The following is a 13,704-nucleotide window of genomic DNA, read 5'->3' on the forward strand; positions in this document are numbered from 1 at the left end:
GGCCATCGCTGAATGGCGTTGGCAACAAGCGGATTCAGATTCGCAGCAATTCCGCATAGGCATTTGAAATAGTTGGCACATTTTTGCCATATCGTGATCCAGTGCATCGCTCATGGCGCAACCGTCGCCAAGGTTGCCGGGCGCTGTTCGGCTGGTCCGGCAATTGCCACTGTTGCATGCGACGAGGTGATCTTGGCAACGAGGAGCACGCTTGCCGACCCCGCGCCGACGAGAGCGGCGCCCTCGGCAACGCCGTGGCAACCGGTATGGGCAAAGACGATCGCCGACGGGTTCTGCAGCCGGGGCGCCTCGGCCTCGAGCGTCGCTGCATCGAAGAAGCGCGCCTCGACGGAAAAATGGTCGGCGGCAGCATGGATCGCCGGCTCGCCGCGCCTTGCGTCGAGCGAGGCGACGAAGCCGATATCGGCTTTGTCAGCGCCCGCCTGCACCAACGCCTTCTCGGCAAGGGTGATCACCTCTTCGGCCGGCGTGCCGCGCTCGCAGCCAAGACCAAGGACGAGCGGCCCCGGCGGTCGCTCCGCTATGCTGGATGATGTCATCGTCGACCTCGGCCCCCTCGCGCCAATCCACACGAAGCGCCGCCCTGGCTCGAATATCCCGGGTCGGTCTGGACAGCACCGGCTGAAGGCCCCCTGAATGGGTCGGCCGCACCGGACGCTCTTTCAGTCCGCCTGAAGCGGACGCCGTCGCACATCGGTCATTTTTACCGGAGGCAACTGCAAGGGTCAAACCGGATTGCGGCGTCGCCGTGTCGCTATTCGCCAAATCATCCGGATCGACCGACCGGGCGACCGATGCGCCTGGAAACGCCGCGACACGCCGAAAACAAGGGCTTTGCATTTCCCCTTATGCTCTGACACAAGGCGATGACGCTCTCCCACAATCATTCCCTCCCGAGTCCTCCCGTGCCAGATCTCGCCCTTCACCTGCTCGCCTTCCTGTTCTTTGCCGCCTTCCTTGCCGGATTCATCGATTCGATTGCCGGCGGCGGCGGTATGGTGACCATTCCGGCGATGCTGTTGGCCGGCATTCCGCCGCTGCAAACGCTCGGCACGAACAAGCTGCAGTCGCTGTTCGGCTCGGCTTCCGCCAGCCTGACCTATGCCCGCCACGGTCACGTGAACCTGAAGGCGCAGCTGCCGATGGCGCTGATGTCGGCGCTCGGCTCCGTCTTCGGAGCGCTGCTGGCGACTGTCGTGCCGGGTGACGTGCTGAAGGCCGTCCTGCCCTTTCTGCTGATCGCCATCGCGCTCTACTTCGCGCTGAAGCCGAATATCGGCGACATCGACCTGCATCGCCGGATCACGCCTTTCATGTTCGGCCTGACCTTCGTGCCGGTCATCGGCTTTTACGATGGCGTTTTCGGTCCCGGCACCGGCTCGTTCTTCATGCTCGGCTTCGTCACGCTGGCCGGCTTCGGCATCCTCAAGGCGACGGCGCATACCAAGTTCCTGAACTTCGGCTCGAATGTCGGCGCCTTCGCCGTTTTCCTGTTCTTCGGCGCCGTTCTGTGGAAAATCGGCCTGATGATGGGCGTCGGCCAGTTTCTCGGCGCCCAGCTCGGCTCGCGCTACGCGATGGCGAAAGGCGCCAAGATCATCAAGCCGCTGCTGGTCATCGTCTCGATCGCGCTCGCCCTGCGCCTGCTGGCCGACCCGACGCATCCGCTGAGGATTTGGCTCGGGCTTTGAGGCGGGCCGCAGCGTCGCGGAAACATGGAGGCTGCCGCTCATTTGCCCGTCGCATGAGGACTCAGAGTGGAACAGCTGCTAACAATAAGACAGTTGATCTCGGAGAAACCAATGGCTGAGAAGGCTAGCGATGAACCGGCCGAGCCAAAGAAGGGCCCTCGTTACGCGTATGGAGAGCCGTTGCCTCGGGGACACGATATGATTGTCCTGTTCTATAGGTTTTTGATCGCCCTCAAGTCAGCCTTCCCAAAACGATAACTGACAACTGGTTCAGGCTCCACGGTTCGAACGTGGATGTCAGTACCGAATACCCGATGCCTTACCGCCTGGCTGCGCCTGAAATCTAATGCATGGTGACATGCATCAGAGATGACACCTTGAGCGAACTATAGGCGACCAAAAGAACCGTGAAACCAGATCCCCGGCGCGGGACAAGCAATTGTAGTATGACACAAGTTGAGACATCGGGGGAACCGGGCCAGTGGTCCGGCTCCCTATTCAGGCATGCGGGCTCAGCAACGCATTCGCCCGGGATCGAGACTGAGGCCGTGGATCAACAGCGCACGTAAGCGTCTGTCCGGTGAGGACTTTACTTTATCGAAACGGCTCACGCGATAACTTGGAGTCTGATCACGTCAGAACATCAGCCAACATCGACGAATGCCTAGAACAAGGAAACAGCTGCTGGATAGACTCCGACAGGTCGAAGCTCTCGGAGGCGTCGATCGCCCACCATCTCCTGGGATGCTGTCAAGATTCGGAAAGGGTATGGTGGCCTTTTTGCGGGATTATGTCCGTATTCTCGCGTATTGTCTCTCAGCCGGGCCATTTCCCCGCCTCACTCAAATTATTGTTGCAATCGGTCTAGCTGTGTCTGGTCCCGGAATCCTCTACACGGCTATCGAGGCGATGATTACCGGCGAAGTCCGCAGTCGCGGGGCGGTCATAGCAACCGCCAAAGAACAACCTTTCGAATTCTACACCGTGGCGCTCATTCATGGATTGGGCGCTGCCTTCCTTACCGTCTTGTTTGGTGCCGCCTTCCTGTTCCTGCTGTTCAAAGGCCGCGCTTCGCGACGCGGGTGATCTATTGCCGGATTCATCCACCTCTCCGGCCGGAGGCAAAGGTCGCCACGACCAATGTCGCTGGATCTGAAACTGTCGGCAATTTATCGCTAGGCAGGAGGCCGTGACGTCCTCGCCAAGGTCGCGCGGGTGTCACCTTTCACCAGCAACTCGCTGGTCAAGTTCTGGTAACCAGGACGTAAGTCGATTGAGCCAGCCCCTTGAACCTCTAGTCGCTAGAGATCGTAACCTGCGAAAAATGCGTCGCGGATAGTGGGTGGAGATCAGACAGGCCGCCTGACCACAAGCGCCGTCCTGTCATCCCGCTCACCCGGAGGTTCCGATGTTCACCACCCTTCCCGCCATCCTGATGCTCGTCGTCGGCCTGTTTACCCTGGCGCTCGCAATCCTGCGCCGCCTGCAATCCGGCCGCTCGCCCGTGGTTTTGACCTATGGCGACGATGCGGAAGGGTTTGCCGGCAAACTCTTTCGCGTGATCGTCGCGGCGCTGGTGGTCCATCTGCTGGCAATTGCCGCCTTTCCGGAAGCTGTCAGCGCCTCGCTAGGCCGAATCCCGGCGCTCGACGCGCCAATTCTCCACACTGTCGGCCTCGTGCTGATGGCGCTTGGCGGCGGGCTGACGATGCTGTAGCAATGGGCGATGCGCCACTCCTGGAAGATCGGCATACCCGAGGAGCAGGACGCGCCGCTCGTCACATCGGGCCTCTACGCTTTTTCCCGCAATCCGATCTATGTCGGCATGGTCGCGGCGATGATCGGCACCGTGCTCGCCGTTCCCAACGTCGTCTCGGTGGCACTGGCGCTTTCCGCCTGGATCTCGATCTCCTATCAGATCCGCATGGAGGAAGCGCATCTCTCCCGCGCCTTCGGCGAAGCTTATAGCGCCTATTGCAAGCGCGTCCGCCGGTGGATCTGAAATCACACGGCTGGATCCGCGGTCAGGCGTCAAAACACCGCCAGCAGCAGCGCCCCGACAGCAATGAACGCAACCCCGAGCCAGTTCAGCAGGTTGAGCTTCTCGCCGAGGAACAGCACGCCGAAGATGGCGACCATGACGATCGACAGCTTGTCGATCGGCGCCACCCGCGCCGCATCGCCGAGCTTCAACGCGCGGAAGTAGGCCAGCCAGGAGGCGCCGGTGGCAAGGCCGGAGAGCGCCAGGAACAGCCATGTCCGGCCCGGGATTTCCGAGGGCTTCTGCCATTGGCCGGTTGCCGCGACGATGCCGGCGAGCACGAAGAGGATGACGACGGTGCGGATGAGCGTCGCGAAGTCGGAGTTGATCTGTGCAACCCCGACCTTGGCGAACACCGCCGTCAAGGCCGCGAAAGCGGCCGAAAGCAGCGCCCACTGCATGATTCCTTAAATCGGCATCGATTTAAGGACAAAATCATGCAGAACTCTAAGTGCTACAGCGACCTTTGCGCGTCCAAGGGACGCGCGGCGCTGTAGAGCTGCCAGCTCTGGCTCATCAGAACTCGACGCCCTTCTGCGCCTTGATGCCGGAGCGGAACGGATGCTTGATCAGTTCCATTTCCGTCACCAGATCGGCGGCCTCGATCAGGTCTTCCTTGGCGTTGCGGCCGGTCAACACCACATGGGTCATGTGCGGCTTTTCTTCCTTCAGGAAGCGCACGACCTCGGCCACGTCGATATAGTCGTAGCGCAGCGCGATATTGATTTCGTCGAGCAGCACCATCGAGTTGCGTTCGTCGCGGATCAGTTCCTTGGCCTTTTCCCAGGCCCTTTCCGCCATCGCCACGTCGCGGGCGCGGTCCTGCGTTTCCCAGGTAAAACCTTCGCCAAGGGTATAGAACTGGCAGACGTCGCCGAAATGCTTCTCGATCAGGTCGCGCTCGCCGGTCTCCCAGGCGCCCTTGATGAACTGCACGACGGCGCAAGGCATGCCATGGGCGATATGGCGGAAGATCATACCGAAGCCGGCGGTCGACTTGCCCTTGCCCTTGCCGGTGTTGACGATGATCAGACCTTTCTCGTCGGTCTTGGTCGCCATGATCTTTTCGCGCGCCGTCTTCTTCTTCGCCATCTTCATGGCATGGCGCGCATCGTCCTTCTCGGCGACGCCCTCACCCGTGTTGGCCACATCTTCGCTCATGACGCTCTCCTGGATCCGTATGTTTCTATCGCGGGATGCGGACGTAATACCGCCCGCGCTCTCATTCTTTGCAATTGCGCAACTCCGGACGGAAAACGGTCTCACGCCTTTCCGGGAACTGCTCTATTCGTTTCCGGCGCGAAGCCGCATTGCAGCCGTCGTGTGGCCGCTCAGTTCGAATCGCGCCGAGTTCGAGCGCGGGGTCCAGAGATTGCGGTCGATCGCCTCCAGCAGGCGCTCCGAAAGCTCGACGAGTGCCGCCGGGTTCTTCTCGCGCAGGAAGCTCGACACGCGCTCATCGACGATGAAGGCCTGGTAGGCGGCCTCGAAATGGTGGTCGCGCACGGCACCGGTGGTCGCGGCAAAGGCAAACATGTAGTCGACCGTGGCGGCGATCTCGAAGGCGCCCTTGTAGCCGTGGCGCATGACGCCGTCGATCCACTTCGGATTGACGACGCGGGCCCGGACCACACGGCCGATCTCCTCTTCCAGCGAGCGGATAACCGGCTTTTCCGGCCGCGAATGGTCGTTGTGGTAGATCGCCGGCCGGGCGCCGCTGAGGTGCTCGGCGGCAAGGCTCATGCCGCCTTCGAACTGGTAGTAGTCATCACTGTCGAGCAAATCATGTTCGCGATTGTCCTGGTTCTGCACCACCGCCTCGATCGTGCGCAACCGCTCCTCGAACAGATCGCGCTCGGCCTTGCCCTCCTCGCCGGCGCCATAGGCATAGGCGCCCCAGGTGAGATAGGCGTCGGCGAGATCGGCTTGGCTGTCCCAACCCTTTTCGTCGATCAGCGCCTGCAGTCCGGCGCCGTAGGCTCCGGGCTTCGCACCGAAGACGCGGTAGGAGGCGCGGCGGGCGGCTTCTGGCGGTTCGACGCCGGTAGCCTCCAGCCGTTGCATCTCGGCGCGCATGCGCGCGGCGATCATGTTGTCGGCGTCGTCTTCCTCAAGCGCGCCGACGGCGCGGATCGCCTTGTCGAACAGCGCGATCTGGTCCGGGAAGGCATCGCGGAAGAAGCCGGAAATCCGCAGCGTCACGTCCACACGCGGTCGCCCAAGCACGGCGAGAGGTATGATTTCGTAGCCCATCACCCGGCGCGAGACCATGTCCCAAACGGGCTTGGTGCCGATCAGCGCCAGGGCCTGGGCAATGTCGTCGCCGCCGGTGCGCATGTTCGCCGTGCCCCAGGCCGTCAGGCCGAAGGACGACGGCCATTCGCCGTGATCCTGCAAATAGCGGCGGATCAGGAGCTCGGCGGATTTCTTGCCGAGCTCGTAGGCCGCCGGCGTCGGCACGGAACGGCTGTCGACGGAGTAGAAATTGCGCCCCGTCGGCAGCACGTCCGGACGGCCGCGGGTCGGCGCGCCTGAAGGTCCCGGCGCCACGAAGCGGCCATCAAGGCCGGTGAGAAAGCCGGTCATTTCGGCAGCGCCGGAATTGACGATCGACGGTTTCAGCCGCGCCTCGATCTCGCCGAGCACGGCGCAGGTGGCGGACCAGCCCTCGGGCGCGGGCGTCTCGCCGGAAACGAACGCCGCCGCCAGCAGCTCGATGCGCTCGACCGTATCGCCGGCCGTGCGCCACGGCGCATCGGAAATGTCGGCAAGAACCTCCGGCCGCAAACCGGCCCAGGCATCGGACATCACACAATCGAGCGGATCGAAGTCGAGCCCGGCATCGATAGCGATTGCACGCTGCAGGCTCTGGTCGCCGCCTTCGCCGAGGCTGCGCGGCACCCGCGCCAGCGCCACTGTCAGGTCGGTGAGCAACCGCCCCTCCGGCGCCACGCCGAAGATGTGCAAGCCGTCGCGGATCTGCATTTCCTTGAGGTCACAGAGATAGGCGTCTAGCTTTTCCAGTGCCTTGTCGTCGCTGTCGCCCTTGTCGATACCGGCGTCGTGATCAAGCCCTATGTCGTGCACGAGGTCGAGGATCTGCCGGCTCAAGAGCCTGAGCCGGCGCGGATCGCCGCCGGCGGCGTCGTAATATTCGTCGACCAGCGCCTCGAGGTCCTTCAGCGGCCCATAGGATTCCGCCCGCGTCAGCGGCGGCGTCAGATGGTCGATGATAACGGCGCTGGTGCGGCGCTTGGCCTGCGTTCCCTCGCCGGGATCGTTGACGATGAAGGGATAGACATGCGGCAGCGGCCCGAAGATCGCCTCGGGATAACAGGTCTCCGACAGCGCTAAGGCCTTGCCCGGCAGCCATTCCAGATTGCCGTGTTTGCCCATATGCACGATGGCCTGCGCCCCGAACGTGTTGCGCAGGAAGGCATAGAAGGCGAGGTAGCCATGCGGTGGCACCAGATCCGGCGAGTGATAGCTTTCCTTCGGATCGATGTTGTAGCCGCGCGCCGGCTGGATACCGACGACAACCTCGCCGAAGCGGGCGAGCGGCAGCGCGAAAGCGCCATCGAGGAAGAACGGATCGGTTTCGGGCGCGCCCCAGCGGCCGCCGACCTCATCCTGAATCTGTTTCGGAAGCGAATCGAAGAACGCCTTGTAATCGCTGAGTGAAATGACTTCGCGGATCTCGCGGTCGCGGCTCGCCGCATTGGTCGGCCCGGCCATCAGATAGCGGATCAATGCGTCGCCGTCCTCCGGCACGCCGGCAACCGGGTAGCCTTCGCCCGCCATGGCGCGCAGCACCTCGACGGTGCCCGCCGGCGTATCGAGCCCGACGCCGTTGCCGAGCCTGCCGTCGCGGTTCGGGTAGTTGGCCATGACGATGGCGATGCGCCGCTCCGCCGGCCTGGCGCGGCGCAGCTTTGCCCAGTTGACGGCGAGCCTGGCGGCAAAACGCACCCGGTCGGAAAGCGGCTCATGGCCGACGATATTGGCTTCCACCTTGGGATCGTAGATCGAAGCCGCCTTGAACGAGACGGCGCGCGCAAGGACGCGGCCATCAACCTCGGGCAAGGCGACGTTCATCGCCAGGTCGCGTGCCATCAGCCCCTGCGGCGAGGCCTGCCATTGGGCGCGCGACGAGGCGGAGAAGATCACCTGCAACACCGGCGCGCCGGTCGATTCCAGCACGGTCGGCTGCCTGTCGGCGCCGGGGGACGAGACGGCAAAGCCGGTGGCGTTCATCACCACGTCGGGTGCGACCTCGGAAAAAATCGATTGCAGCGTGCCGACCGAAACGGCATCCTTGAGGCTGGCCACGAACAGCGGCAGCACGCGCATGCCTTCTGCGGCAAGCGCATCGATCAGCGCCTCGACCGGCCGCGTCTCGCCGCTCTGAACGAGGGCACGGTAAAAGCAGATCGCGACGGTCGGGGGTTCGAATCCCTCCTCCGCTACCACGCCCCCTTGAACGCACCCCAGCCATTCCCGGACGCCGATGACGCCCGCACCCGGCCACCAGATACCGGCCTTTAGGAGCGGCTTTGCCGGTTGTGGCTTCTCTGCGCCCGAGATCAGCGCCTCGGCATAGTCGAGGAACAACCCGGCATTGTCGGCGCCGCCCTCGGTGAAATAGGCCCAGAGGCGCTGCCGGTCGTCGGGCTCGACGGTCGAAAACGGCTCGAGGCCAGGGTCCGGCTTGTCGTCGCCGGGCAGCACCGCGATCTGGAAACGGTGGGTGACGGCGGCGGCATGCAATGCTTCCAGCACATAACGGAAATAGCTGGCGCCACCGAGCGGCCTGACCACGATGAGCTTCGCATGCCTTGCCGTGCGTTCGACATAGGTGTCGACCGACATCGGATGCATCAGGTTCATCAGGCTGGCGATGCGCAGGCCCCGATCTCCGTCGCGCCGGCCATGGGCCGCTGCGATCGACGAAAGCTCGGTGTCGGCGGCCGACAGGAAAAGGATGTCCGCCGGCGTTTGCCCCAGGTCGATCGCCTCGTTGCCGTCGGCGATCGTTCCTTTCTGGGCGAGAAGCAGATGCATTGTTCTGTCCGTTCAAGCAATTCCAGGAAACGTGTGAAACGCTTTCCTGGAATTGCGTTGCTTCAAAGAGTTAGGCGAGCGCGGTGATGGCGGCGCGCACCGCTGCTTCGTCCATATCGTGCAGGCCGATGACGACGAGGCGCGTGCCGCGCTTTTCGCCGGTCGCCCAGGCACGGTCGTAATACTGGTCGATACGCGCGCCAACGGCCTGGATCAGGAGCCGCATCGGCTTGCCGGGCACATCGGCAAAGCCCTTCAGGCGCAGCACGTCATGCTCGGCGATCACGCCCTTGAGGCGATCGATGAAGGCTGCCGGATCGGCGATCGCGCCGAGCTCGACGACGAAGCTGTCGAACTCATCGTGGTCATGCTCCTCGCCGGCCTCATGCTCCATCTCGTGGTGAGACTTGCGGTTGGCGATATCGCTTTCCGTGCCGACACCGAGGCCGAGCAGGATGGCAACGGCCACTTCGCCGTTCTTCGCCTCGATCATCGTTGGCTTGCGGCTGGTGCGCGAAGACACCTCGTCGCGCACGGCTTTGAGGCCGGATGCGTCGATCAGATCGGTCTTGTTGAGCACGATCAGATCGGCAGCGGTCAGCTGGTCCTCGAACAGTTCCTCGATCGGACTTTCGTGGTCGAGATTGTCGTCCTCGACGCGCAGCGCATCGACCTTGTCGTGGTCATCGGCAAAGCGCCCGGCGGCAACTGCGGCGCTGTCGACCACGGTGACGACGCCATCGACGGTCACTTCGCTGCGAATGTCCGGCCAGTTGAAGGCGGCGATCAGCGGTTGCGGCAGCGCCAGACCCGAGGTTTCGATGATGATGTGATCCGGACGCTTTTCGCGCTCGAGCAGCTTGGTCATGGTCGGGATGAAATCATCGGCAACCGTGCAGCAGATGCAGCCATTGGTGAGCTCGATGATGTCGTCCTCCGAGCAGGCCTCCGCGCCGCAGCCCTTCAGCACGTCGCCGTCAACGCCGAGATCGCCGAACTCGTTGATGATCAGCGCGATGCGCTTGCCGTCAGCGTTCTGCAGCAGGTTGCGGATCATCGTCGTCTTGCCGGCGCCAAGGAAGCCGGTGATGACGGTCGCCGGGATCTTGCCCTGGTTGGCTCTCGCAGTGGTCATGGATCAACCCTTCATTTTCAGCGGCAAACCGGCCGCGACAAAGTAAACTTCCGCAGATTTCTCCGCAACGATCTGGTGAAGCCGGCCGGCATGGTCGCGGAAGTCGCGGGCCATGCGGTTCTCGGGCACGATGCCGAGGCCGACTTCGTTGGAAACAAGGATCAGGCGCGCCCGCGCCTCAGGCAGAAAGGCGGCCAGGGCGGCGAACTCCGCCGCCATGTCGCGTCCTTCCATCATCAGGTTGGTAACCCACAGCGTCAGGCAGTCGACGAGAACCACGCGGTTTCCGTCATCGATGCGTGTCAGCAGCGAAACGAGATCGAGCGGCTCCTCATGCGTCGTCCAGCCATCGCCGCGCCTTGCCCGGTGATGGTCGATGCGCTCGCGCATCTCGTCGTCCCAGGCACGGCCGGTCGCGACATAGTGCATGTTTAGCCCCGAGGCTTCGACGAGCCTTTCGGAAAAGCTGGATTTGCCGGAACGGGCGCCGCCGAGGACGAGAACCGGCCCGGCACTGGAATTGCTCATGTGCGTTGCGGCCTCATGTGCTTGGTAGCGAATTCGTGCGGCAACAGGATTTCACCGCGCCTAAGGCGCGTTCGGGAAACGATCTATGAGCCAAGACAACCTCCGTGATGGCGTGGGAAGCGGGCTTCCCTTCGGGCGGAATGCCCCTGTCGGACGGCAGGTCTCCTGGCTCACGGCGTCACGGGTCCACTGCATCGTGCCCCGTTATGACGCGAACACCGATGCCTGGGCCCGAACGGCCCGCCTCACCTTCCCGGCGCTTTCCGGTGCCACAGCGAACCTTTGCGCGTCGTCTCCGACGCGCGGCGCTGTGGGCGGTTTCGTGAAAGGCGGACGATTCGTAGAAGAAGAGGCGTCCAACCCGGCTGATCACGAAGCCACGCCAGTGGCTTTTCCGACTGATTTCCAAACCACCTGCGATTGCCCCATGCAATCGAACGGAAGCCGGCCTTCAGCCCGATGGCGAACCCTGACCGTTCTACAGTCGCGGGGTCGGCTGCGATAAGGATGCCCGATTTGGGTCCATCCGTCACATTCCCAATTATTCCCCCGCATCGCCACGATCCGGGGAAACCATCCAACATCCGATGATTAGGAAGCGGGCGCACCAAAGTCAATCGACGCGTGCGACACGCCACCCATCGAGATGCGGCACGCGACAATTCGCCAGCATTCAGTCGCACATGCCACCAATCAAGGCCGGGGCGCAAAGACACCCTGGCTCCGAATGCGGTCGCGAAAGTTGTGCGGGCGCGGAGAGGTTTCCCGCGATACGAACTCGATCTCAGGAAACGGAGGATATTCCGCAGCAAATGAAGTATATTTTAGCAATACAAGATATTTCGACAAAGTAATCGACAAAGCGACTTCGTTTATCCGGAAGGCAAATGGAACGCAGGCTTGCTGCCGTGATGATTGCCGACGTTTCCGGCTATGGGCTACTCAGCCAAGCCGACGAGGAGGGCACTTGCGCGCGCTTTCAGGCCGATCTGCACGAACTGTTCGAACAAAGGATTGCCGCGCATCGCGGGCGGTTGATCAAGACCATGGGCGACGGCTTGCTGGTCGAGTTCCACAGTGTCGTCGAGGCGGTCCGCTGTGCGGTGGAGGTGCAGCGGGCGAAGTCCGAGAGCCGCGGCGTCGATGAGCGCCGGCTGGAATTCCGTATCGGCATCAATCTCGGCGACGTTATCGTTGAGGGCGACGACATCCAAGGCGATGGCGTCATCATCGCCGAGCGGCTGCAGAGCCTGGCCGAACCCGGCGGAATAGTCATCTCCGGCACCGCTTACGACCAAGTTGAGAAGCACCTGGACGTCGGCTTCGTCTTTCTCGGCGAACAGCGCCTGAAGCATATCGAAAAGCCGGTGCGGACCTACCGCCTCTGGCTGGGCGAAGCTCGCCCCAGCGGTGCAACCGTCACGGGACGCCGCATAAGACGCTGGGCAACGCTCGTAACGCTTGCTGTGGTGCTCGGCGTCGCTGGCGGTGTGGCTTGGTGGCGGTCGTGGGAGCCGGCCATGGAAGCAGCCTCGAGCCAACGCTCGGACCTGAGCCCGCCGGATAAGCCGTCGATCGCAGTGCTCCCGTTTGCTAATGTGAGCGATGATCCCAAGCAGGAATATTTCGCCGACGGCATGACCGACGGCCTCGTTACCGAGCTGGCCCAGGTGTCCGGTTTGTTTGTCATCGCGCGCAACTCGACCTTCACCTACAAGGGTAAGGCGGTGACGCCCAGGCAGGTGTCCGAGGAACTCGGTGTCAGATATGTCCTCGAAGGCAGTGTGCAGCGCGCCGGAGAACAACTCCGCATCAATGCCCAGCTCATCGACTCACTCAGCGGAGGACACGTTTGGGCCGGAAAGTTCGACGGTTCACTCGCCGATGTCTTTGCGCTGCAAGACGAAGTGACGCGCGGGATTGCGGATGCTCTTGCACTTCGGCTGAATCCCGACGAGCAGATGGCCTTTGGGCGCAAGGAAACGACGGTCCCGGCGGCGTTCGATGCGTTCCTGCGCGGCTGGGAGCATCACCGACGCACGACTCCCGAAGACTTCGCAAAGGCGGTGCCCTATTTCGAGCAGGCGATTGCGCTCGATCCTGCGTATGGTCGCGCTTACGCAGCGGCGGCCATGGTCTACGCACGCATCTACCTGTGGCGTTGGCATTATCGTTTGGGCATCTCGCGGTTCGAAGCGCGAGCCAAGGCGACGCAGTATCTCCGGACCGCGCCGAAGCAAAAAACGGCGCTGGCCTATCAGGCGGCCGGTGTCCTGTCCGAAGCCGACTGGCAGCACGCCGCAGCGCTTGCCGAGCTCAAGGAAGCCATCACGCTCGAACCCGGCGATTCCTGGAGCTACGCGTTGATGGCATTCGTCCTTACCTCCGCCGGACGGCCGGCAGAGGCCCTGCCTTATATCCGCACTGCAATCCGCCTCGACCCGCATTCCCCGTCGTTTTTCATCTACGTCCTCGGATTGACGGAGTTCAGCCTGGAGAATTTCGAGGCGGCGGCGGTGGCAGCCAAGAGCAGCACCGAACTCAATCCTCAGGATGACGGCTCCTTCCTTCTTCTCGCCGCCGCATCCGGGCATCTGGGTCACCGAGCGGAAGCCGAGGCTGCAGTCGCCCGTTTCAACGCGCTTCGCGTCGGACGCGGTGGAGTTGCCGCCACCATCTCAACCTGCCCGCCACTGGACCTGGCGCGGCCGGAGGACAGCGCTCGGCTCTACCAGGGACTTCGCCTGGCGGGCGTGCCTGAGACCCTGACGAGCAGCGACTTCAGCGGCAGGAACGGGCTGACGGCCGGCGAAATCCGTTCGCTGTTCCTGGGACATCGACTGCGTGGACGCGTGTTGGACTCTGGCGAGGGACATGAGGCAATCATTTCAACTGGCGGCATAGCCACCCTGTCGGGAGGCTGGGCTTCCATGGGCGGTGGTCGCATGGCCGACGTCGAAGTCCGATTTGAGGGAGGCGAGGTTTGCTTCCTGTGGCGCAAAACCACGAACCTATGCGGCGTCGTGCTGCAAAACCCCGGAGGACTAAGCACCAAAGAGAACGAGTTTATCTGGCACCACGGGGACAGGGCCTTCACGTTCTCACCGGTGCGGCAAGCTCCTTGAGCCTTGCCCCTTTCCAACGCCTGCAGCCGCTTCGGGCGGCCCAAAGCTGGCACTGGTCGCATTTGGCGCCGAGTGGCGCAATTTGCCCGCTTTCATTTGCTC

11 protein-coding genes and 1 riboswitch are annotated in these 13,704 nt (G+C 62.9%); of the genes, 5 read left to right on the top strand and 6 right to left on the bottom strand.

What is annotated here, in order from left to right:
* Nucleotides 1–110 precede the first annotated feature (110 nt).
* Nucleotides 111–560, bottom strand: a complete 450-nt coding sequence (locus BC363_RS11315; RefSeq protein ID WP_065783360.1) for a cobalamin biosynthesis protein — start codon at nt 558–560, stop codon at nt 111–113.
* A gap of 366 nt (nt 561–926) precedes the next feature.
* Here BC363_RS11315 and BC363_RS11320 point away from each other — a divergent pair, with 366 nt between their 5' ends.
* From BC363_RS11320 to BC363_RS35915, 4 genes are all read left to right on the top strand, one after another.
* Complete coding sequence (locus BC363_RS11320) at nt 927–1,712, top strand: TSUP family transporter (RefSeq protein ID WP_065783361.1); 786 nt, start codon at nt 927–929, stop codon at nt 1,710–1,712.
* A gap of 768 nt (nt 1,713–2,480) precedes the next feature.
* Entirely contained in the window at nt 2,481–2,798 is a 318-nt protein-coding gene (locus BC363_RS11325; RefSeq protein WP_244512639.1) for a hypothetical protein, read from the top strand.
* 322 nt (nt 2,799–3,120) lie between these two features.
* Nucleotides 3,121–3,429 (top strand): hypothetical protein, encoded by a 309-nt coding sequence (locus BC363_RS35910; protein ID WP_244519854.1) that lies wholly within the window; start codon nt 3,121–3,123, stop codon nt 3,427–3,429.
* Nucleotides 3,430–3,438: 9 nt separating this feature from the next.
* Nucleotides 3,439–3,714 carry an isoprenylcysteine carboxylmethyltransferase family protein gene (locus BC363_RS35915; protein ID WP_244519855.1) on the top strand — a complete coding sequence of 92 codons (276 nt, stop codon included), beginning with the start codon at nt 3,439–3,441 and terminating at the stop codon, nt 3,712–3,714.
* A 29-nt stretch (nt 3,715–3,743) separates the two neighbouring features.
* Here the strand turns inward: BC363_RS35915 and BC363_RS11335 are convergent, their stop codons facing one another.
* The 5 genes from BC363_RS11335 to cobU form a co-directional block, all read right to left on the bottom strand.
* The gene (locus BC363_RS11335) at nt 3,744–4,154 is read right to left on the bottom strand and encodes an EamA family transporter (RefSeq protein WP_065783363.1); all 411 of its coding nucleotides are present in this window, start codon (nt 4,152–4,154) and stop codon (nt 3,744–3,746) included.
* A gap of 115 nt (nt 4,155–4,269) precedes the next feature.
* Nucleotides 4,270–4,914, bottom strand: a complete 645-nt coding sequence (gene cobO / locus BC363_RS11340) for a cob(I)yrinic acid a,c-diamide adenosyltransferase (protein WP_065783364.1) — start codon at nt 4,912–4,914, stop codon at nt 4,270–4,272.
* Between the two features lie 123 nt (nt 4,915–5,037).
* On the bottom strand, nt 5,038–8,814 hold the full coding sequence (gene cobN, locus BC363_RS11345) for a cobaltochelatase subunit CobN (protein WP_065783365.1): 3,777 nt from the start codon (nt 8,812–8,814) through the stop codon (nt 5,038–5,040).
* 70 nt (nt 8,815–8,884) lie between these two features.
* Nucleotides 8,885–9,949, bottom strand: coding sequence for a cobalamin biosynthesis protein CobW (cobW, locus tag BC363_RS11350; protein ID WP_065783366.1), 1,065 nt, complete (start codon nt 9,947–9,949; stop codon nt 8,885–8,887).
* A 3-nt stretch (nt 9,950–9,952) separates the two neighbouring features.
* Nucleotides 9,953–10,477, bottom strand: a complete 525-nt coding sequence (gene cobU / locus BC363_RS11355) for a bifunctional adenosylcobinamide kinase/adenosylcobinamide-phosphate guanylyltransferase (protein WP_065783367.1) — start codon at nt 10,475–10,477, stop codon at nt 9,953–9,955.
* Nucleotides 10,478–10,614: 137 nt separating this feature from the next.
* A riboswitch (cobalamin riboswitch) is annotated at nt 10,615–11,070 on the bottom strand.
* Between the two features lie 294 nt (nt 11,071–11,364).
* On the opposite strand from cobU, the gene BC363_RS11360 reads away from it, so the two are divergent.
* A complete protein-coding gene (locus BC363_RS11360; RefSeq protein ID WP_065783368.1) occupies nt 11,365–13,602 on the top strand; it encodes an adenylate/guanylate cyclase domain-containing protein in 2,238 nt (745 codons plus the stop codon).
* The last annotated feature ends 102 nt before the right edge of the window (nt 13,603–13,704 follow it).

Origin of the sequence: Ensifer sp. LC384 (assembly GCF_001695865.1) — a bacterium.
Taxonomy (GTDB): Bacteria; Pseudomonadota; Alphaproteobacteria; order Rhizobiales; family Rhizobiaceae; genus Ensifer.